The following is a 20,847-nucleotide window of genomic DNA, read 5'->3' on the forward strand; positions in this document are numbered from 1 at the left end:
CTCGGGTACATGATGCAATAGCCTATATATTCAGCCAGTTGAAGGAGTCGCGATGTTCACTGCAATATTGCATAACCAGATACAAAAAAGTCTGACAGGTTTACCTGTTGCCGTGAGGTGGGGTGAGCAGGAGGTAGCCTCTTATCCAGATCCCAAGGTATCCATCATTGTCAAGAATCCCAAGGTGTTTACCATTCTTGCCAATCCCACACTTGGTGGCTTGGCCCGTGCTTATGTTGAGGGCTGGGTGGATTTGCAGGGGAGCGCAAAGGATATTCTTTCTCTGGGGCAGGCTTATTGCGGCACTGATGCCAGCGCTGATGCGGGAACACGCAAGGACTGGCGATGGTGGCGGCATACGCGCAGCCGTGACAGGCGAAACATCAACTATCATTACGATGTTTCCAATGATTTCTATGGATTGTGGCTTGATAAGCAGCGAGTGTATTCGTGTGCCTATTTTGAGAATCAGGACGATAGTCTTGATGTGGCGCAGCAAAAGAAGTTGGACCATATCTGCAAAAAACTCATGTTGAAGCCTGGCGAGCATCTACTGGATATTGGATGTGGCTGGGGTGGACTGGTACTGAATGCGGTCGAACATTATGGGGTGAGTGCTCTGGGCATTACCTTGTCTGAAAACCAGCATGCCTATGTGACGGAACAGATCAAGCAACGTCAGTTGCAAGGCAGACTGGAGGTCAGGCTGATGGATTATCGCGATCTTCCTGAAGACGAGTCTTTCGACAAGATCGCCAGTGTTGGCATGTTTGAACATGTGGGGCGGCGTAACCTGCGACTTTATTTCAATAAGATTTTCAGTTTGCTTAAGCCGGGCGGCCTGGTCATGAACCACGGCATTACATCGGTAGGGCTCAAGAGCGGTGGCCTGGGCAGCGGAATTGCGGAGTTTATTGATGAGTATGTCTTCCCTGGCGGTGAGCTGGTCCATGTCTCCCAAGTCATGTCTGAGCTTTCGGCAGCCAGCCTTGAGCCTCTTGATGCAGAGAATCTTCGCCCTCACTATGGAAGAACCTTGTGGGATTGGGTGGAGCGGCTTGAAGCTCATCATGATCAGGCGTTGCAGATGATAGACGAGCGTAACTACCGTATATGGCGGATTTATATGGCGGGCTCGGCATTTTCATTTGATCGTAACTGGCTGGCACTTTTCCAGATACTGGCAGGCAAACCTCAGCCGGATGGCACTATGAATTACCCATACAATCGCCAGCATGTATACACTTGATGCGTAATTCCAGAGCGTATAATCGCTAACCCAAGTTTATTTCATTTCGCGGTCATGCCGCGTGTTTCCGGCTGATCATTTCCTATGCGTACATCATCGTTATTGACTGTCTATGTGCTGGCTGCGCTCACTGCACTCGCGCCTTTTGCCATTGATACCTATCTGCCAGCTTTCCCCATGATGCAGCATGATTTGCAGGCATCTACTGTCGATATCCAGCATAGCTTGACGTTTTATTTGCTGCCTTATGCCATCATGACTTTATTCCACGGCGCGATTAGCGATGCAATTGGACGTATTGCCACCATACGCTGGGGATTAAGCATTTTCATATTGGCCTCAATAGGCTGCATATTTGCCCCCAATGTGGAAACGTTGTGGACTTTCCGTATCGTGCAAGGGTTGTCTGGAGGAGCCGGTAATGTGGTGGCGCGCGCCATGGTGCGTGACCTGTTTGAGGGTGTGCAGGCGCAGCGCGTGATGGCGACAGTGCAAATGCTGTTTGTGATTGCACCCGCCGTGGCCCCCATCATAGGTGGGGTGATGCTGGGCATACATTGGCAGGCAATCTTTGCTTTCCTCGCCCTTTATGCAGCGTTTGCACTATGGGCTGCAATAAGATACCTGCCGGAAACCATGCCTGTTGAGAAACGGCAGCCCCTGTCCGCACGGCGGGTGATACAGAATTATCAGCAGATATTCAGTCATCGTGAGTTCAGTTTGTTGGTGTTTGCCATCGGTGCAAATTTCTCGGCATTTTTTCTCTATGTGCTTGCCAGTCCGGTATTTCTCATCCAGCACTTAGGCCTGACATCGCAGCAATTTGCCTGGATGTTCATTCCTACGGTGTGCGGTAGCGTGTTTGGCTCGTTCTTGGCAAAACGCGCAGCAGGTAAGTATTCGCCCCAGCAAATCCTGAAGTTTTCTTATGGCTGGATGGCGGTAGTGGCTATGGCCAACATCGCAGTCAGTGCATTGCCCTTTGTGCATGCAGGCCTGAATATACTGCCTATTGCCTTGTTTACCATCGGGCTGGCGTTAGCCATGCCGGTATTGTCTGTGAGCGCACTGGACTGTCATCCAAGAATACGTGGCACTGCTGCTTCAGGCCAGGCTTTCATGCAGATGTTGTTATCGACTGTGTCGGCAGGTCTGGTGGCCCCGTTTGTGTGGGATCATCCATTAGGGCTTGCGTTGGCAATGGCCGCTTACTTGTTACTGGGTTGGTTGGCCACACGTATCACCCATTTGTTTGATAATCAGGCACCAGCGTGAGCCTGTGATAGCTGATTCCCAATAAGCTGGAGATCCGTCTGCTGACACAATCCTTTTTAGCCACAAACGGCGCAGGCCTTTATAATACTGCCTTTTGTTGGTGCAAGCGGCTGCAAGCCGAGTGTCCTAGGATTTCCTATCAGTGAGGTATTCATGATTATCAAACCCCGTGTACGTGGATTTATCTGTGTCACCGCTCATCCCACAGGCTGTGAAGCCAACGTCAAGCAACAGGTCGAGTATGTGCAGCAGCAGGGTGCAGTTGCCAATGGGCCCAAGCGGGTACTGGTGATTGGTGCCTCTACTGGTTATGGCTTGGCAGCACGTATTACTGCTGCATTCGGTTGTGATGCTGCCACGGTGGGTGTTTTCCTGGAACGAGCCGGCGATGCAGGCAAACCGGGGACTGCCGGTTGGTATAACTCCGCAGCCTTCCACAAGTTTGCAGAAGCCAGGGGGTTATATGCGCACAGCATTAATGGGGATGCCTTCTCTGATGCGGTCAAGCAACAGACTATAGAGATCATTAAGCGCGACCTGGGACAGGTTGATCTTGTGGTGTACAGCCTGGCTTCGCCACGCCGCACCCATCCAAAAACTGGCGAGGTGTTCAATTCCGTGCTGAAGCCTATCGGCAAAACCATTACCCAGCGCGGCCTCGATACCGATAAGGAAGTGGTGAAGGATAACGTGATTGAAGCTGCCACCCAGCAGGAGATTGATAACACCGTTGCTGTAATGGGTGGCGAGGACTGGCAGATATGGATAGATGCGCTGGGCGAAGCTGGCGTCTTGGCTGAGGGAGCGAAAACCACGGCCTTTACCTATCTTGGCGAAAAGATTACGCACGATATTTATTGGAACGGCACCATAGGTGCAGCCAAGAAAGATCTGGATCAGCGAGTGCTGGATATACGCGCCAGCCTTGCGGGCCAAGGCGGGGACGCGAGGGTTGCGGTGCTCAAGGCTCTGGTGACCCAGGCAAGCTCGGCTATTCCCATGATGCCACTTTATCTGTCCCTGCTGTTCAAGGTGATGAAGCAGGCAGGAACACATGAAGGATGTATAGAGCAGGTATACGGCCTGTATAAGGATAGTCTCTATGGCGCACAACCCATTCTGGATGAGGAAGGTCGATTACGCGCTGATTACAAGGAGCTTGAGCCTGCCATCCAGGACGAGGTGGTGGCACTTTGGGACCAGGTGACGAATGACAATGTATATGAGCTGACTGATTTTGCAGGCTACAAGTCTGACTTCCTACGCCTGTTTGGTTTTGGGGTAGAGGGAGTGGATTACGAGGCTGACGTGAATCCAGAGTCACCAATTGCAAAATTGACACAAGCCTAAGTAGCTATATCGCTCAATAGAAAAGCCCACAAATGTGGGCTTTTTTTTATAATTGAGGATTCAGGAAAAAGCGGCTATCACTCAACCAACAGTTCGCGCTTGCCTGGTGTGCCGTTGTTGGCATCTGCATCAGGCAGGGGAGACTTGCGGGCAGTAATCGCTGGCCAGATTTCAGCCAGGCGTGCGTTCAAGGCAATGAATTCTTGCTGGTCTTCTGGTACGTCATCTTCAGAGTAGATGGCCTCTGCCGGGCACTCAGCCACGCAAAGGGTGCAATCGATACACTCATCAGGGTTGATGGCCAGGAAATTTGGTCCCTCAACAAAACAATCTACTGGGCAAACATCCACGCAGTCGGTGTATTTACACTGGATGCAATTTTCGGTTACAACATAAGCCATTTATATTCCTCGTATGGTACTTTGCTATATTCCAGACAGCTCTGAATTATAAACGATATAAAATACAATATTTATTGATTCTATTGATAAGCGATTTCCATTCGGCAGATACACGTTATGCCTGAATCATGCCTGCGCCTACTGTATTGTTGGTTGATTCATCAATTACGATAAACGCACCGGTGGCCCGGTTAGTGCTGTATGCATCCACCATGAGCGGTTGTGCCAGTTTGAAGCTGATGCTGGCAATGTCGTTCATGCTGAGGCTGCCCTCTGCGGAAAGCTTCTCTGTAGTGTTTACGTCGATTTTATAAGCTATCTCACCAACCTTGGCCTTGGATTCACGCGTGGTGTGTCGAATAATGTAGGTGCGGGCAGGGGAGAGCGCTGTTTCTGACAGCCAGCAGACCATTGCATTGATCTGCTTGACCGGCTCAGGTGCTTCAGATTTTTTCACGATCATGTCGCCGCGGGAAATATCAATTTCATCTGTCAGCAGGATAGTCACGGATTGTTCTGTGATGGCGCGTTCTATTTTTTCTTCACCAATCTGGATCGCTTTTACCCTTGAGCTCAGGCCAGACGGCAAGACGGTCACTTCATCACCCACGGCGATTTCACCGGATTCGATACGGCCCATAAAGCCACGGAAATCATGTAGTTTATGGTCGTCTGAAGCATGTGGACGGCAGACGAACTGAACCGGGAAGCGGAAAGATTCGTTACGCTCAGAGTGTGCGGCAGGAGCTGATTCCAGTAGCTCCAGCATGGTCGGGCCCTTGTACCAAGGCATGGCAGCACCACGATCCACGAGCATGTCACCATTCAATGCGGACATTGGGACAAAGGTGATGTCATGGCCGGTACGCTGCAGGCCGATCTGTTCGGCAAATTCCAGGTAGCTTGCACGAATGCGCTCATATTCTGCCTGGGAGTAATCCACCAGGTCCATCTTGTTGATGGCGACCACGATGTGGGGAATACCAACCAGTTGTGCCAGGTAGGAGTGGCGACGCGTCTGGGTCAATACTCCTTTGCGGGCGTCAATCAGGATGATGGCAAGGTTCGCAGTCGAGGCAGCAGTGACCATGTTTCGCGTGTATTGCTCATGACCAGGCGCATCGGCAATGATGTATTTACGGGTGCCGGTACTGAAGTAGCGATAAGCGACATCGATGGTAATGCCTTGCTCGCGTTCGGCTTGGAGGCCGTCAGTCAGCAGTGACAAGTCAACTGCTTCGAGGCCGCGCTTATGCGAGGTGCGCTCCATCTGGGTCAGGGTGTCTGCCAGGATGGTTTTGGTGTCGAACAGCAGGCGACCGATCAAAGTGCTTTTCCCATCATCCACGCTGCCGCAGGTCATGAAGCGCAACAGGCTGTCGTTATGCACTGGAAGATTTTCTATTTTGGACATTTCGATACTCTTTAAACTCTCACGGGGCGGATCAAGCAATGCTGCTGTATCCTCGTTGTTCTGTGTCAGGCCGTCAAACTAGAAATAGCCTTCCTTCTTGCGCTGCTCCATGGAAGCATCGGAAGTCTGGTCATCCAGTCGGGTGGCACCGCGTTCGGTGATTGTCGTGGTGGCAGTTTCCAGCACGATTTTGCTGAGTGTGTCCGCATCACTGATCACCGGCGCTGTGCAGGTGATGTCACCTACGGTACGGAAGCGCACCTGTATGTTCTGCACTTCTTCACCAGGCTTGGGCTCGTTAATGATTTCGCCGCTGGCAAGTCGCACATTGACCGGGAAAATCCCGTTATTGCGCATGACAACATCGCGGTTATGCGCGAAATAGATGCTGGGCAGCTCGAGTTGTTCACGCTCTATATATTGCCAAACGTCCATTTCCGTCCAGTTGGAAATCGGGAAGGCGCGAATGTTCTCACCCTTGTGGCTACGGGCGTTATACAGGTTCCAAAGTTCCGGGCGCTGGTTCTTGGGATCCCACTGACCGAACTCGTCGCGGAAACTCATGATGCGTTCCTTCGCCCGGGCTTTTTCTTCATCACGGCGGGCACCGCCTATGCAGCAATCGAAACCAAACTCTTCAATCGCTTCGAGTAGAGTGACGGATTGATGCTTGTTACGTGACTCATCAGCTGACTTCAGCACAACGCTGCCACGCTTGATAGAATCTTCAACCGAACGCACGATGAGGCGTTCTCCCAGCTCAGCGGCACGCTGGTCACGAAAGTTGACGACTTCCTGGTAGTTATGGCCGGTATCTATGTGCATCAGCGGAAAGGGGAAGCGGCCGGGACGGAAGGCTTTTTCTGCAAGGCGCAGGATGCACAAGGAGTCCTTGCCACCGGAGAAAAGCAATACCGGATTGGAGCATTGTCCAGCTACTTCACGAAGGATATGGATAGCTTCGGCTTCCAGCCAGTCAAGGTGGGAGAGGGTTTGTTTGATTAAAGTCGTCATATGTTTTTTGTGCTGAAAGTTGCTGCTGTCTGTCAGCTCACATCTCCAGTAAGTATTCCTAAACTAAACTTCATTTTTCCAGTGGGCATAAGGCCTTGTGGTGACCAATGCCCAATACATGTCAAGGCTTATTGTGGCGCTGGCTGCCGGTTAACACGCCGCCAAACGGGCTGGTTGATATCGACCGCGCCCTGGTAGGGCTGGCTGAAGTCCTGCAGGCTGGCCAGTGCATCCTCGGCAGAGCGGTCAGCACGAATCAGGTAGCTGTTGAAGCCGCAGCGCTTGAGGAAAAACAGCTGGTCGCGCAATACGTCGCCAAATGCACGCAGGTCATTTTTATAATGATAGCGGGTACGCAGCAGGTTGCCGATGGAGAAGATACGGCCATCGGCAAAGCGCTCAACGTGGACTGCAATCAGTGGCAAGCTGTTGATGTCACCAATAGCGGATGCTAGGTCTTCCAGCAGCTCATGCGTATCCAGCCAGATACCCAGTTCACCAGCAGTGTGGCGTGACGCCAGTTCTTCCCTGCGTGCCATCCACACGGACAGCGGTACCAGAATCTTGCCGCTGCATGGGATGACGGTATTGGCAATCTGCTCGGCAGTATGCGTGGCTTCGCCGGTCAGCTTGAACAGCACGACCTTGCCTGCCTGTTTCTTTACCGCCTCCTCCACTACCGGCATGGTCACCAGCGTCCATTCATCATCAACGATGGCGTTGTTGAGAATCAGGTTGGACTTGTTAGGCATGGACGGCCTCCTTCTTTTTCTCGCCGTAGACATGCGTTTTGAATGGCGCTACGCCGATACGGCGTACAGTATCGATAAAGCGTTCTTCCGGTGTGCGCTCGCGTACGTATACATCGATCAGTTTTTGTATCACGCCCGGCATCTCTTCAGCTGCAAATGATGGGCCAAGCACGGTACCCAGGCTGGCGTCATTGCCCTGCTTGCCGCCAATCGTCACCTGGTACCACTCGGAGCCATCCTTGTCCACGCCCAGGATGCCGATATGACCAATATGATGATGACCGCAAGCGTTCATGCAACCGGAAATGTTCAGTTCCAGATCACCGATGTCATAGAGGTAGTCCAAGTCGTCAAACTGCATCTGGATGGCTTCTGCGATCGGGATGCTCTTGGCATTGGCTAGTGAGCAAAAGTCGCCACCAGGGCAGCAGATAATGTCTGTCAGCAGGCCGATGTTTGAGGTAGCCAGGCCGGCAGCGCGCGCTTTTTCCCATAAAGGGTAGAGGTCGCTCAGCTTGACGTCCGCCAGGATCAGGTTCTGCTCGTGGGCAACGCGCAGTTCCCCAAAACTGTATTCGTCGGCAAAGTCAGCCACAATACGCATCTGCTCTGAAGTAGCATCGCCAGGCGCCTGGCCATGAGTCTTGAGCGACAATGTCACTGCCCGGTAACCAGGTTGCTGATGTGGGTGGGTGTTGCGCTTTACCCAGGCTGCAAAAGCAGGATTGCTGGCCACTGCACTGTCAAAAGAGGAGTCATGGGCCGGCAGTGGTTCATAAGGCATCTTGGTGAAATGCTTGGCGACACGTTCAAGTTCAGCCTCAGTGATTGTGTTGGGGCTATCCTTGAGATATTGCCATTCCTCTTCCACCTGGCGGCTGAATTCTTCTATGCCCAGGGCCTTGACCAGGATCTTGATACGCGCTTTGTAGGCATTGTCCCGGCGCCCATGCAGGTTGTAGACACGGATGATGGCTTCGCAATAGGTCAGTACATGCTGCCATTCCAAGTGTTCGCGTACCACGGAACCTAGTATAGGAGTACGGCCCAGCCCACCGCCTGCCCAGACACGGATCGCCATTTTATTTTGGTTATCCAGATAGAATTCCAGGCCGATATCATGCGCCTGGATAATGGCCCTATCCTGCTTTGTGCCGGAAACCGCGATCTTGAACTTGCGCGGAAGCAGGGCAAACTCAGGGTGGAAGGTACTCCATTGACGGATAATCTCGGCAATGGCACGCGGATCAATGACTTCATCAGGCGCAACCCCGGCGAACTGGTCGGCGGTAATGTTGCGGATGCAGTTACCTGAAGTCTGGATGGCGTGCATCTGCACAGTGGCCAGTTCGGCCAGTATTTCTGGCACATCTTCCAGTTTTGGCCAGTTGAGTTGCAGGTTCTGGCGGGTGCTGAAATGGCCGTAACTGCGATCATAACGTTTGGCAATGTCGCCAAGCTTGCGCAGCTGCCTGGAGGAAAGCATGCCGTAAGGCACGGCAATACGCAGCATGGGAGCGTGGCGCTGAATGTATAGGCCATTTTGCAGGCGTAGCGGGCGGAATTCCTCGTCGGTCAGTTCACCGTCGAGAAAGCGGCGTGTCTGGTCGCTGTACTGCTTGACGCGCTCGTCTACGATAGCCTGGTCAATTTCGTCGTATTTATACATGAGCTCACTTTTATGCTAAAACAAATTTTGAACCTATCAACAGTAATATCAATGCAAGAACCGGACGTAATACCTTTTCCGGAATTTTCGCACTTAAATGACTGCCAATCCAAATGCCGGGCAGGGAGCCTATCAGCAGGCTGCCCAGCAGAGTAAAGTCTACATGGCCCAGGCTCCAGTGGCCTATGCCTGCAATTGCGGTTAGCGGAATTGCATGTGCAAGGTCGGTACCAACCACTTTCAATGTACTCATCCTGGGATATAACAGCAGGATGGCGATGGTACCTAGTGCGCCTGCGCCAACGGATGATAAAGTTACCAGTATCCCCAGCACGGCGCCTGTCAGGACAGTGGCGGCCACTTGTGTGTTGCCTGTAAAACGGCCAGTGCTGATCAGGCCGCTTTCAACTTCCCGTTCCTTGTTGCGCATCAGGAAACTGCGAACCAACAGGGCGCATGCCGTCATGATCAATGCAATGCCCAGGGCATAGGTGATCAATCCGGTAATTTCCTTGCCTACGGACATCAGGTGTTTGATGACATAGATGGTAGTGATCGACATCGGCAGGCTGCCTGCCGCCATCAAGCCAACCACTTTCCAATCTACCGACTTGTGTTTGCCATGATGAACCCAAACACCGCCAGTTTTTGTCAATGCGGCAAACAGCAGATCCGTGCCTACTGCAACCACTGGTTTAAATCCAAACAGGAATACCAGCAGTGGGGTCATTAGCGAACCACCACCGACTCCGGTTATGCCTACGAGAAAACCTACGGCAAAGCCGGAGAGTATGTATCCTATGTCCATGAAATGATTATTGTTTTTCCATGGGTTTGCCGGGTACGGAAATTACCCCAAAAACAATACCCGAAAAGCCTTTTATTATAACAGGTTAAATAAATAATTTAATAGTATGTTATTCTATAAATATGTGATTTTGTTATAAAACAAAGGTCAAATAGCATAATGAAAATACATCAGTTACGGTATGTGCGTGAGGTTGCCAGGCAGGGTCTTAGTGTGTCTCTTGCTGCGGATGCTTTGCACACTTCCCAGCCAGGGGTGAGTAAACAGATCCAGTTACTCGAAGAAGAGTTGAACCTGCAGATATTCAAACGTAACGGTAAAAGATTGATCGGTATTACAGAACCGGGCCAAATTATACTGGAGTTGGCTGAGCGCGTCATGCTTGAAATGGATAATATCAAGCGTGTGGGTGAAGAGTTCACTCATGAGGATGCAGGCACCCTGACAATTGCCACTACCCATACCCAGGCACGCTATCGCTTGCCTGCAGCGGTCAAGGAGTTCATGTCACGTTATCCCAAGGTCAAGCTCACCATACACCAAGGTAATCCTACGCAAGTGGCCGAGCAGGTACAGAAGGGGGAGGCCGATATAGGCATTGCGACCGAGTCGATCAGCAGTTTTGAAGATCTGCTTTGCTTGCCTTGCTACCAGTGGAACCGCTGTGTAGTGATTCCCAAGGGACATCCCCTTCTGAATGACTTGCCATTGACGCTTGAGAAGATTACGCGATATCCGCTCATTACCTATGATTTTGCATTTACTGGCGGCTCGCTGGTAAGCAAGGTGTTTGAGAAGGAAGGGCTGGAGCCCAATGTCGTGCTGACTGCTATTGATGCTGATGTCATCAAGACCTATGTCAACCTGGGGCTTGGGGTGGGCCTGCTGGCCAGCATGGCATATGACCCGATACGCGATAGCCATCTGGAGATGCTGGATGTCAGCGATCTGTTTCCGCCGAGTACCACTTATATAGGCCTGCGTAAAGATGCTTACCTGCGTGGATACGCGTATGCCTTTATTGAGCTGCTTGCACCCCATTATGGGCGCAAAGCAGTGGAGGCCGAGTTGCAATCACCTTCCGTCGATTAGGAATGAGCAGGTCATGAGCTTGCCGGCGTTCCAGGCATTGTTATTGACTTCGCTGGCGATGGCCATTGCAATGCCAGTCGCAGCACAAAAAGCACCCCCGATGCCTCCGGTCAATCCTGATAGTGCACTGTACGAAGTAGCGGTCGAGCCTGGGGTCAGTTACGAAGATGTCGTGGACAGTCTCAAAGTGGTCTCCGAGGGAGAGAATTTCGTTAATCCTGCCAACCTGCCTATTGGAGAGCATCTGCGTGCCAGGGGGCAAGCTCCCGAAGGCCCGTTGGAAGTCCGGGCTTTTTGTAATCTGGGACTGGGAGCAGAAATTATGCTCGACCACCCGGAGTTCGTGACATTCGCACCTTGTCGTATTGCGATCTATCAGCGCAAAGGTCAACTATATCTTGGCCTGGCCCGTCCAACATTCGACTTGAAGAGTATCCATGATCCTACTCCCAAGGCGCAGAAGGCTGCGCAGGAGCTGGAGCGCATACTGCTGCATATTATCGACAAGGCGCGCCAAGGGGATATCTGATATCTTTCCGAATATCTTGATGATGAGTCATTTAAAAGCATGCCTACACCATTAGCTAAAAGCGAAGAGTTTCTTTATCTGTTGCCACGCATGGCCAACCGACATGGTTTGATTGCTGGAGCAACAGGTACTGGCAAGACGGTTACCCTGCAGAGCATTGCAGAAAGTTTCTCCAGGCTAGGCGTTCCGGTGTTCATGGCGGACGTCAAGGGCGATCTTTCTGGCATCAGTCAGCCTGGTGGCGGTAACACCAGGGTGGATTCAAGGATCGCGCAATTAGGGCTCGAGAATTTCAGTTTTGCTGCCTGTCCTGTCACCTTGTGGGATGTATTCGGTCAAAAGGGCCATCCGGTACGCACCACAATTGCAGAAATGGGGCCACTGCTTTTATCACGCATGCTGAATCTGAATGAGGTTCAGTCGGGTGTGCTGACAGCTGTTTTCAAGATTGCCGATGACAAAGGCTGGTTGTTGCTGGACATGAAGGATTTGCGTGCGATGATCCAACACGCTGCTGAAAATGCTCCCGACTATAGCAGTAAATACGGCAATATCTCCACGGCCAGCGTGGGGGCCATTCAGCGTGCATTATTGCAGCTGGAGCATGAAGGGGCCGACCAGTTGTTTGGTGAGCCTGCGTTGAACCTGGATGACATCATGCAAACAGACAACAAGGGCTGGGGCATGGTCAATATTCTGGCTGCTGATACCCTTTACAACTCGCCACGTGTCTACGCTACCTTGTTGTTGTGGCTGTTATCAGAGTTGTTTGAGAAGTTACCGGAAGTGGGTGACCTTGATAAGCCCAAACTGGCCTTTTTCTTTGATGAAGCGCACCTGTTGTTCAATGATGCCCCTAAATCGTTAATGGATAAAATTGAACAGGTGGTGCGGCTAATCCGCTCCAAAGGCGTGGGGGTCTACTTTGTCAGCCAAAACCCACTGGATATACCGGATGTGGTGCTTGGCCAGCTGGGCAATCGGGTGCAGCATGCATTGCGTGCATTTACGCCCAGGGATCAGAAAGCGGTCAAGGCGGCTGCAGAAACTTTTCGTGCCAACCCTGATGTGAAAGTCAGTGAAGTGATTACCGAGCTTGGCGTGGGGGAGGCCCTGGTTTCATTTCTTGACGAGCAAGGGCGGCCTATGCCAGTAGAGCGCGCGTTTATATGCCCGCCAGGCAGCAGGATAGGCCCGGTAAGTGATCTTGAGCGCCAGCAGCTCATCAAGAGTTCGGTGGTGTATGGCCATTACGAAAACAGCATCGACCGTGAATCTGCCTATGAGATTCTCAAGGGCCGGGCTGCTGCCACGTCAGAGGCCCCCGAGCAAGATAGCGGTTTCGACTGGGGTGGGCTGTTTGGTGGCAGCGGCCCTGACAAAACGACAGGAAAACCCAAAGGTCGTCAGCCGCAAGGCGTGCTTGAGACTGCGGCAAAAAGCGCCGCCCGTGCTATTGGGTCTGAACTGGGGCGCCAGATATTACGGGGTGTGTTGGGCTCCATTCTTGGTGGCAAAGGCAAGAAATAGAATTGGGTGAAAAGTTGAGTAGTCGAGTTTTATAGTTTGCAAATCATCATACAGCCTGGTCAGGCAGAACAGACCATCAATAAATCCCGTTTTGTCGCGCTAGCTGAGTATTGCGCGGATGAACGTGCCGTTGGCATGTCATTGCGTCGCCTTGCGGCAGCACACCAGAACGCACATCATCTGGCCTATGCATTCCGGCTCAAGACACCCCAGGGTATCGTGCAGCGTTTCAGCGATGCAGGGGAGCCGTCGGGAACCGCGGGGAAACCCGTGCTGCAGTTTCTCGAGGGGCGTGATCTCATCAATGTCTGTGTTGGCGTCATCCGCTACTATGGCGGCATCAACCTAGGCACCGGAGGTCTTGCGCGTGCCTATGGCGGTACAGCGAAGATGGCACTGGATGCCGCGCAGATCGGTCCCTTTGTTGAAATGCAGGAAATCCTCCTTGATCTCGATTACAAACAACTGGATATCTTCACGCGGGAAATATCCAGAATGAATGGCGAAATTCTGGACAAGGCGTTTGGAGAATTTGTCACCGTGATTGCCATGGTGCCTGCGAGCGAGATTTTGAATTTGCAGCAGAAGTATGGGTAGTCGTAGTTGTTCGAGGCATTAACTTAATTCGGCGCAATGCCTGATTATTGCACTCGGACGGGCTTGAATTTATATCATAGCTATGACGATGGGAATGGCGAGCAATCAAATTCAGCTTTATTAATTTCGAGATTTTCGAGCATTAATATCAAATAGCGCTATATTGCTGATTACTATTAGCCCGGTATAGTTTCGAAATAATAAAGAATTGCCTCGTAAAAATAACCCCACGCATTCAATTGAATACGTGGGGCTTTTCAATTTTCCTACGAGAGAAGCAGGCGGGGGCAGGTTTATTGCGCTGGTGCAGGTTCTGCGACGAAAATCTCTACGCGGCGGTTCTTGGCACGGTTGGTCGGCGTGTCGTTGGCAACCAGGGGTTCGTGGGAGCCGCGGCCATCAATGGTGAAGCGGTTGGTAGCAATGCCACGCGCGGTGAGGTAGTCACGGGTATTGGCTGCGCGATTAACGGACAATGGGTTGTTGATGGAATCAGAGCCGGTATTGTCGGTGTGGCCAATGATGGTGACCAGGGTGTTGGGGTTGTTTTTCAGGGTGGCAGCGAAATTGTCCAGCACAATACGGAAGTTGGGCTGGATATCGGCCTTGCCGGAGGCGAAGGAGATATCGCTGGGGATATTCAGCTTGAGCTGGTTGTCTTCAGTTTGGGATACTTGCACGCCAGTGCCTTGCGTGGCTTCTTCCATCTGGCGTTTCTGTTCTTCCATGCGCTTGGACCAGATATTGCCAGCAATAGCTCCAGCGCCGGCACCTACGGCCGCACCAATCGCTGCACCTTTACCTTTACCAGCCAGGGCGCCTACTACGGCACCAGTTCCTGCACCTATTGCTGCGCCTTTGGTTGTACCCTTCTGTGTTTCCGACATATTGGCACAGCCGCTGAGGGCCAATGCCATAATGACTGTACTTGCAGTTAATTGTGTCCGCATGATTTTCCTTTTTGTGTTTTGTAGGGAGGTCAGATATTGGGCAGAATAAAACGGCATAAGTTCTGGTGAAACAAAATTGACAATTGTTTGCACATATCAATGAAAAAGCCCGGTAGAAAATCCTTGCCGGGCTTAATGGAGCAATACGCTGTTTGGAATTGCTTATTTAAAGACGAGTATTTCGCCCTTTCCATCATTGGCAATGTCACCAGCAAAGCGTTGCACGCGGTTCTTGTTAATATTGGCAAATTTGCTGGGCAAGTGTTGGAATGACTTAAACATCAGGCTCAGGAATGGCAGGGTATGAGTGCCACAGTCCTGAATAGTTGAGTGCAGCTTGGGTTGTTGAGTCAGCAGCAGGGTGCCGCGGCGCATGCCGTAACCCACGTAATCTCCCACGCTCCCGAGTACGCCAATGGTACCTGCCAGCATGCGTGAGGCGCAGTAGCTACCTACATTGCCCTCGATCAGGATGATGCCGCGACGCATCTGGTCGCCTGCACGCTCACCTGCATCGCCGGTGATGATCACCATGCCACCCTTCATGCCCTTGCGGTCTCCCGGAATGGCGGCTGCGAGGAAATCACCAACGTTGCCGTGCACATGCAGCAAGCCTCCAGCCATTCCGCTGGCAGTAAAGGCATCAGCGTTACCGTGGAGCACGATTTCGCCCTTGCGCATCTGGAAGCCCAGGTAGGAACCAGCACCGCCATTGACGGTGATCCGACCACTCTTCATCTGGCTGCCGATGTAATCCAGTTTGCCATTGGCGTTGTTGAACACAATATCTTCGGCATTGTCGCCACTGATGTCGAACAGACTGTCGACCCGCAGTTTGAGTCTGCCGGAGTCGAGCTGGATGGCCGCAATATCGTTGATATTTTTGCCAACCAGCTTGTCTGGGGTCAGGGACGATAAATCGACACGCTGCTGAATGGATTGCTTGAGAGTGAAGGTCAATGCGCTCATGCCATGATCTCCCTGAGTTTGAAATGATACGGTCCTAGTTTTCCGCCATAGTTGCCGGCGGAGATGCGCTTGATGCCATGCTTTGCACCCAGTTCACATGCCGCGGCAATACCTGCACGCATGGCAACGCGAATATCCGGGTCGGTCAAGCCGTCAATCACGATTTCCATCACGGATTCAATTTCCGGGGAAAGCTCGGTCTTGGTGATGCCCTTGAGGGTAGGGCAGAAGGCATCATTGGTAGATGCGATCAGCGATTTGTATTTGGAACCTACCTTGGAGCCCGAGCGTACGACGCCGCCAGGGAATGGCATGATTACATTGGGAACCTTGCTCATGGCATCTATCGCTGCTTCACAGGCGGCCAAGGCCTGTGGCTGGGATTCAGCCAGGATCAGGAAGTTGCCGCCACCCACTGAGCGTATCATGCCAGTGCTTTCTTCCGTCATGAATTCGCCGTCCATCACGGGTACACGCCAATAGCGCTTGCCATTGAATACTTTTGAAGTCTGGAAGCCATCGCCAAAAAAACGCAGGTTCTTGCCTAGGTTGATCTTGGTGATTTCGGGATAGCCTTCATCAATGCCGGAAAATGCGGCGGCAGTGGGGCAGGTCAGCACACACTGGCCCATGCGGGTTTCCAGTTGCTTCATGAGGACTGCGCTGCTCATCGCGAACATGAGGATGGATACGCCAGGGCGTCCATCAGGAGTTTCCTCAGGGCTCAGTTCGCGTTCTATGCCGGCCTCGACGCCACAGGCAATCACTGAGGTGGCAAAGCCGGTCATGGCCCTGGCTGCATTATAGGCCCAGCGCAGGTTCTGCGCGGTGATAATGACACGGGTGCCGCGCATGCCAAAGGCTTCGGCAAAGGTGTCGTCTATAGATACGCCGTTGATAATCATTATGCTGTTTTCTCCCTGCGACCTTTGCACTCCTGAACAATCACATGGCCGCGGCCATCATCTTCCAGCTCGGCAGCGCTGACCTTGAAGTTTTCCATGTTCATGGTGTGGTAGGTATCAAAGTATTTCTTCAGGTCTTTTTCTATCCCACGGTCAAATTCGGGTTTAACGGTGTGTGTGCTGCCCCAGGTGACTTTGACCACTTCACCGTTACGGACCACCAGTTGACCATCCTTGAATACATAGTCCGGCTTGGCGAACATGGCTTCCCGGTCGGCATTGTCGGTATAGACTGTAATGTCAGCGCCAGCGCCAATGCCCAAGTGACCGCGGTCATGCAGGCCGACCAGTTTGGCAGCGCCAGCGCGCGTCATGATCGCGATTTCATACAGGCTGTATTCACGATCAATCGATGTCAACGTGCTCATGGACTGGGCATCCAAGTTGAGCTTGGCGAACATGTCGTTGCGGAAGCCCTTATCCATCAACAGGCGGATTAAGTGCGGATAGCTGGTGAATGGCGCGCCGTTGGGATGGTCTGTGGTGAGGAAGATGCGCCATGGATCTTCGGTCAACAGGAAAATCTCCAGGCCAATCGCCCATTGCAGCGCATTGACGAAGTTCTGGTCCTTGTACTTGAAAGGCACTACGCCGCAGCCGGAGTCACATTCAATGTCCATTAGTACTGATTTGCGCGGGGAGCCGTGGCCAGAATTGGCGTATTGGCGCATATTGTCGCCTGAAGCCGTTACGGTCTGGCCGAACAGGATCTGGCCTACGTCTGCCGAAACATTCTTGTGCTTGTTCAAGGCTTCCGCCACTGCAGCTGCACCTGAAGAGAACTTGCGGTCGCCTTCGGTCCCATAGCTATGGAACTGGATATGGGTCAGGTGGACAGGGTAGCCTTCTACCGCTCCCATGGTCTTGAGCGTGGTTTCAACATTACCAGGCACACCAAGGTTATTGCCGTGCACATGCAACGGGTGGGCAATGCCAAGCTCATAGACCGCGCGGGTCAATGATTGCAGCACTTCGCGCGGGGTGACCTTGTAGTGGATGTTTTCTTCATCAAGATTGAGGGCGCGCTGGTTGAACTTGAAGGCATTGATGCCGCCTGGATTGACGACCTTGATCCCTATGGCCTGGCTTGCATGCAATATCCAGGCGACATAGTCGTTGATCGCGTTCTGATCCTGCTTGGCTGCCAGCATGCGCAGGAAGTAATCATCACTGCCTATCATGGCGTAACCGCCCTTATCAATGATAGGCGTATCGCACATCTCCAGGTGTGACTGGCGTGCGTTCACGGGAGAAAGCGCAGGTTCGAAACCTGCGGTATAACCCATTTCTGCGTAGCGATAACCTGTGGTCAGCGTAGATGGCGCCGCATGTCCGCAACCGGCACGGCAGGCATCGGTGTGTACCGCAGGAGACGCACGATGATCTTCTGGCAACATGAGGCGTGCAATGTTGACCTTGCCTCCACCGATGTGGGTATGCATGTCGATGGCGCCTGCCATGACTACCTTGCCACGCAGGTCGTATTCCTGGTCTATGGTTTCAGCATCGCCTGGACGCTCGACGATACGGCCGTCTCGCACATAGATATCCATGACCCTGCCATCGATATTGTGTGCTGGATCATAAATCCGGCCGCCGGTAAGTTTGATTAGCATGTTTCCGATTCCTTCAATCTTGCTTAAGCTGCTTTGAGCGCGGCTTCAATGGCAGAAAGTACATCACCCAGCGTAGGGAGTTCGGTTGCCCGCAGTTTTTTCAGCGGCAATGTTACTGAACTGTCACTGCGGAATTGTGCGCCGCTAGCTTCCAGGCCAGGAACCGCAATGGGGATGAACACTTCCGGCGGCTGCTCAAATTGCATGGCCGGGTGGCCGATGACCACGGTGGGTGTCTTGCTGGCAGGTGGCAGGCGTTCGGGATTGAAGCTGTTGATCCAGATCAGTACATCGACTTCTCCTTCTTTCAGCAAGGATGAAGTTTCATAGTGGTAAGGATCATAGTCTGGATAACCGCGACGATACGAGCTGCGGAAAGGGTAGCCACTGATCCAGGTGCTGACGTTGTAGGCGGTGACATCTCCATCATTACCGCTCAGCGGTAAACCGGCGCTACGAGTGGTCTTGTTGAGGTGTTCGACAATGCCGGTAATGGTCTGGATGGAAAGTTCGGCATGCGGAAAGTCCAGTGCACTGCCAGTCCAGGCAATCACACTGTATTTTGCCGCCTTCAGGCGCTCTGCCAGTTTTTCAAGGTCAGCAGTGGCAACTCCAGCCACTTCAGTGGCCGTGAATGGCTTGCCGCTGATAATGGCACGCAAGGCTGCCAGTACTTCGGGAATGCGATCAGGATCGCATGGCAGTACATCAGGTTTTCTGCCTGAAGGCGAGGTGCCTGGTTCAGTATTGATGTCACGACCACCCAGATACACAACTTCCCTGGCATCCGTATTTTCAGTAAACATGGCCTCTTTGTTCCAGATCACGCGTTCGAAAAAACGCGGGAAGTAACTCACCACATCAGTACCGATCACTACTAGCAGGTCAACCCGGTTTTTCACTTCGCTTAACGTGGTGACATACCAACCAGAGTTTTGCATTACCAACAGGTTCTTCATTGAACTCTTGGAGTTCATATGGTCAATAGTGGCTCCTGCGGTCTCGGCCAGGTTCATGACAGCGCGCATGCCATAGACATCGGTGGCCAGACCGCTGATCAACGGGTGTCTGGATTTACCGAATAGCTCAGTTATTTTAGCGATTGCAGACGATAGGTCTGCTGGCTGACCTGCTATTTTCGGGCTGCTTGCTACGCGCGGGCGCTCGAAGAATGCGGCAGCTTTGGAACAGGATGAGTTCTGGAGGCTGAGGTTGCCGTCAGCGTCCCGGGAAATCAGCAGATCGTCACTGAGCAGTCCTTCACAGGGAAAAGCAACGGCCTCTATGGATCCTGCCGGGAAATTGGTTGATTGGGTCATGTTCTCCATCCGAAAACGGTTAGTTCCTCAAGTTCTATGCCTTGGTCAGGCATATTCTGAAGCCAGTTTGGACTGGCCTCAGGTCGCATGCTTTATGAAATGCTCGGCAGAATTATACCTCCCGATGGGCGCCACATGTTGGCTCTTTCTCAAGCTGGCAGCCAATTGTGACCGGAAAATTATGCAAGGGATGGAAATGCCAGGTCAAGCCATATCCTTGCATGATGAGGCATATGGTTTCATGCTTTTTAAAATCAATCCTGCTGGGCTACAATAGCGCACTCAAAGATGCCGAGCGCATTCAATCTATTTTCGCAGCCAAGGAAAAAACTATCAGTAAGCAAGGCGTTAGTGTTGTCACCACAGCACGGTTGCATATGGGCTTCTTCGATCTCAATGGAGGGTTGGGCCGCAAGTTTGGTAGTCTTGGAGTATCTCTGGATAAGCCGTCTACCTCGCTTTATGCATATCTTGCGGACCGCATTACCGCAAATGGCCCCGGCGCTGAGCGCGCATTGAAAACTGCAATGGGAATATCGCGCACTCTCGAACTGCCCCATGGTTTCCATATTGAAATGCGGGAAGCCATTCCCGAGCATGCTGGCCTGGGCTCCGGCACCCAGATGTCCCTTGCGGTGGGTGCCGCGATCAGCACACTGTTTGGCCTGGATCTGGGAGTACGCGAGATTGCAGTATTGACCTCTCGAGGGGCCCGTTCCGGTATTGGGCTGGGAACTTTTGCTACAGGTGGGGTAATCGTTGATGGAGGTCGTGCTGCAGATACTGACGTGCCTCCTGTCATTGCTCGGGCGGAATTCCCTCCAGCCTGGCGTATTTTGCTCATGTTTGATCGCAGCAGCAGCGGTGTGCATGGCGCCCATGAAATTGCGGCATTCCGCCAGCTGCCGGAATTTCCTGCCGATAGTGCAGCAGAGCTTTGTAGGTATGTGTTGATGCAGGCGTTGCCCGCGCTCGCAGAGCATGATCTCCCGGCCTTTGGAAAAGCCATTCGTCAGTTGCAATGGAGAACAGGCGATCATTTTGCTCCGGCACAAGGGGGGCGTTATGCCAGCCCGCTTGTCTCAAGCATATTGCAGCAACTGGAGTCTCAGGGTGTGGATTGTCTTGGGCAGAGTTCATGGGGACCTACAGGTTTTGCAATATTTGCCGATGAAACAGATGCGCGACAGGTGTTAGAAGCGCTAGAATCTCAGTTCTGTAGTAATCAAGATGTACAATTCTTGCTGTGTAAGGGATATAACTCCGGCGCAGAGGTTTCATCTTGCTCAATAGATTAGTTCCATTTGTATGGAAAACCTGGCATTAGCCATTATTTAGTAACGCACCG

At 52.3% G+C, this 20,847-nt stretch carries 19 protein-coding genes; 8 read left to right on the forward strand and 11 right to left on the reverse strand.

Annotated elements, in window-relative coordinates; all coding sequences use genetic code 11:
- Positions 1–52: 52 nt before the first annotated feature.
- The 3 genes from LG200_RS04455 (at position 53) to fabV (ending at position 3,874) form a co-directional block, all read left to right on the forward strand.
- Positions 53–1,249: a class I SAM-dependent methyltransferase gene (locus LG200_RS04455; protein WP_226756383.1), complete on the forward strand. Its 1,197-nt coding sequence runs from the start codon at positions 53–55 to the stop codon at positions 1,247–1,249.
- 84 nt (positions 1,250–1,333) lie between these two features.
- The gene (locus LG200_RS04460; RefSeq protein ID WP_226756384.1) at positions 1,334–2,524 is read left to right on the forward strand and encodes a multidrug effflux MFS transporter; all 1,191 of its coding nucleotides are present in this window, start codon (positions 1,334–1,336) and stop codon (positions 2,522–2,524) included.
- Between the two features lie 153 nt (positions 2,525–2,677).
- Entirely contained in the window at positions 2,678–3,874 is a 1,197-nt protein-coding gene (fabV, locus tag LG200_RS04465; RefSeq protein WP_226756385.1) for an enoyl-ACP reductase FabV, read from the forward strand.
- Between the two features lie 77 nt (positions 3,875–3,951).
- Here fabV and fdxA read toward each other — a convergent pair whose 3' ends face one another.
- From fdxA to LG200_RS04495, 6 genes are all read right to left on the reverse strand, one after another.
- Positions 3,952–4,275 (reverse strand): ferredoxin FdxA, encoded by a 324-nt coding sequence (gene fdxA / locus LG200_RS04470; protein ID WP_226756386.1) that lies wholly within the window; start codon positions 4,273–4,275, stop codon positions 3,952–3,954.
- A 115-nt stretch (positions 4,276–4,390) separates the two neighbouring features.
- Positions 4,391–5,689: a sulfate adenylyltransferase subunit CysN gene (gene cysN, locus LG200_RS04475; RefSeq protein WP_226756387.1), complete on the reverse strand. Its 1,299-nt coding sequence runs from the start codon at positions 5,687–5,689 to the stop codon at positions 4,391–4,393.
- A 78-nt stretch (positions 5,690–5,767) separates the two neighbouring features.
- Positions 5,768–6,703, reverse strand: a complete 936-nt coding sequence (gene cysD / locus LG200_RS04480; protein ID WP_226756388.1) for a sulfate adenylyltransferase subunit CysD — start codon at positions 6,701–6,703, stop codon at positions 5,768–5,770.
- Positions 6,704–6,831: 128 nt separating this feature from the next.
- The gene (locus tag LG200_RS04485) at positions 6,832–7,455 is read right to left on the reverse strand and encodes a DUF934 domain-containing protein (RefSeq protein ID WP_226756389.1); all 624 of its coding nucleotides are present in this window, start codon (positions 7,453–7,455) and stop codon (positions 6,832–6,834) included.
- On the reverse strand, positions 7,448–9,124 hold the full coding sequence (locus LG200_RS04490) for a nitrite/sulfite reductase (protein WP_226756390.1): 1,677 nt from the start codon (positions 9,122–9,124) through the stop codon (positions 7,448–7,450). The genes LG200_RS04485 and LG200_RS04490 overlap by 8 nt, the downstream gene beginning before the upstream one ends.
- 10 nt (positions 9,125–9,134) lie before the next feature.
- A complete protein-coding gene (locus LG200_RS04495) occupies positions 9,135–9,932 on the reverse strand; it encodes a sulfite exporter TauE/SafE family protein (protein ID WP_226756391.1) in 798 nt (265 codons plus the stop codon).
- 159 nt (positions 9,933–10,091) lie between these two features.
- Here LG200_RS04495 and LG200_RS04500 point away from each other — a divergent pair, with 159 nt between their 5' ends.
- From LG200_RS04500 to LG200_RS04515, 4 genes are read left to right on the forward strand one after another with little or no spacing between them, the layout of a single operon-like run.
- Positions 10,092–11,024, forward strand: a complete 933-nt coding sequence (locus tag LG200_RS04500) for a CysB family HTH-type transcriptional regulator (protein ID WP_226756392.1) — start codon at positions 10,092–10,094, stop codon at positions 11,022–11,024.
- Positions 11,025–11,082: 58 nt separating this feature from the next.
- Positions 11,083–11,553 carry a DUF302 domain-containing protein gene (locus tag LG200_RS04505; RefSeq protein ID WP_226757301.1) on the forward strand — a complete coding sequence of 157 codons (471 nt, stop codon included), beginning with the start codon at positions 11,083–11,085 and terminating at the stop codon, positions 11,551–11,553.
- 39 nt (positions 11,554–11,592) lie between these two features.
- Entirely contained in the window at positions 11,593–13,083 is a 1,491-nt protein-coding gene (locus LG200_RS04510) for a helicase HerA-like domain-containing protein (RefSeq protein ID WP_226756393.1), read from the forward strand.
- 36 nt (positions 13,084–13,119) lie between these two features.
- Positions 13,120–13,680 carry an IMPACT family protein gene (locus LG200_RS04515; RefSeq protein ID WP_226756394.1) on the forward strand — a complete coding sequence of 187 codons (561 nt, stop codon included), beginning with the start codon at positions 13,120–13,122 and terminating at the stop codon, positions 13,678–13,680.
- A 293-nt stretch (positions 13,681–13,973) separates the two neighbouring features.
- Here the strand turns inward: LG200_RS04515 and LG200_RS04520 are convergent, their stop codons facing one another.
- The 5 genes from LG200_RS04520 to LG200_RS04540 form a co-directional block, all read right to left on the reverse strand.
- Positions 13,974–14,630 carry an OmpA family protein gene (locus LG200_RS04520; RefSeq protein WP_226756395.1) on the reverse strand — a complete coding sequence of 219 codons (657 nt, stop codon included), beginning with the start codon at positions 14,628–14,630 and terminating at the stop codon, positions 13,974–13,976.
- A gap of 162 nt (positions 14,631–14,792) precedes the next feature.
- Complete coding sequence (locus LG200_RS04525; RefSeq protein ID WP_226756396.1) at positions 14,793–15,599, reverse strand: formylmethanofuran dehydrogenase subunit C; 807 nt, start codon at positions 15,597–15,599, stop codon at positions 14,793–14,795.
- Positions 15,596–16,504, reverse strand: coding sequence for a formylmethanofuran--tetrahydromethanopterin N-formyltransferase (gene fhcD / locus LG200_RS04530; protein ID WP_226756397.1), 909 nt, complete (start codon positions 16,502–16,504; stop codon positions 15,596–15,598). The genes LG200_RS04525 and fhcD overlap by 4 nt, the downstream gene beginning before the upstream one ends.
- Positions 16,504–18,180, reverse strand: coding sequence for a formylmethanofuran dehydrogenase subunit A (locus LG200_RS04535; protein ID WP_226756398.1), 1,677 nt, complete (start codon positions 18,178–18,180; stop codon positions 16,504–16,506). The genes fhcD and LG200_RS04535 overlap by 1 nt, the downstream gene beginning before the upstream one ends.
- A 23-nt stretch (positions 18,181–18,203) precedes the next feature.
- Positions 18,204–19,499 carry a formylmethanofuran dehydrogenase subunit B gene (locus tag LG200_RS04540; RefSeq protein WP_226756399.1) on the reverse strand — a complete coding sequence of 432 codons (1,296 nt, stop codon included), beginning with the start codon at positions 19,497–19,499 and terminating at the stop codon, positions 18,204–18,206.
- A 233-nt stretch (positions 19,500–19,732) separates the two neighbouring features.
- Between LG200_RS04540 and LG200_RS04545 the strand changes: the two genes are divergently transcribed.
- The gene (locus LG200_RS04545; protein WP_226756400.1) at positions 19,733–20,797 is read left to right on the forward strand and encodes a beta-ribofuranosylaminobenzene 5'-phosphate synthase family protein; all 1,065 of its coding nucleotides are present in this window, start codon (positions 19,733–19,735) and stop codon (positions 20,795–20,797) included.
- Positions 20,798–20,847 lie beyond the last annotated feature (50 nt).

Source organism: Methylobacillus caricis (assembly GCF_020532705.1).
GTDB lineage: Bacteria > Pseudomonadota > Gammaproteobacteria > Burkholderiales > Methylophilaceae > Methylobacillus > Methylobacillus caricis.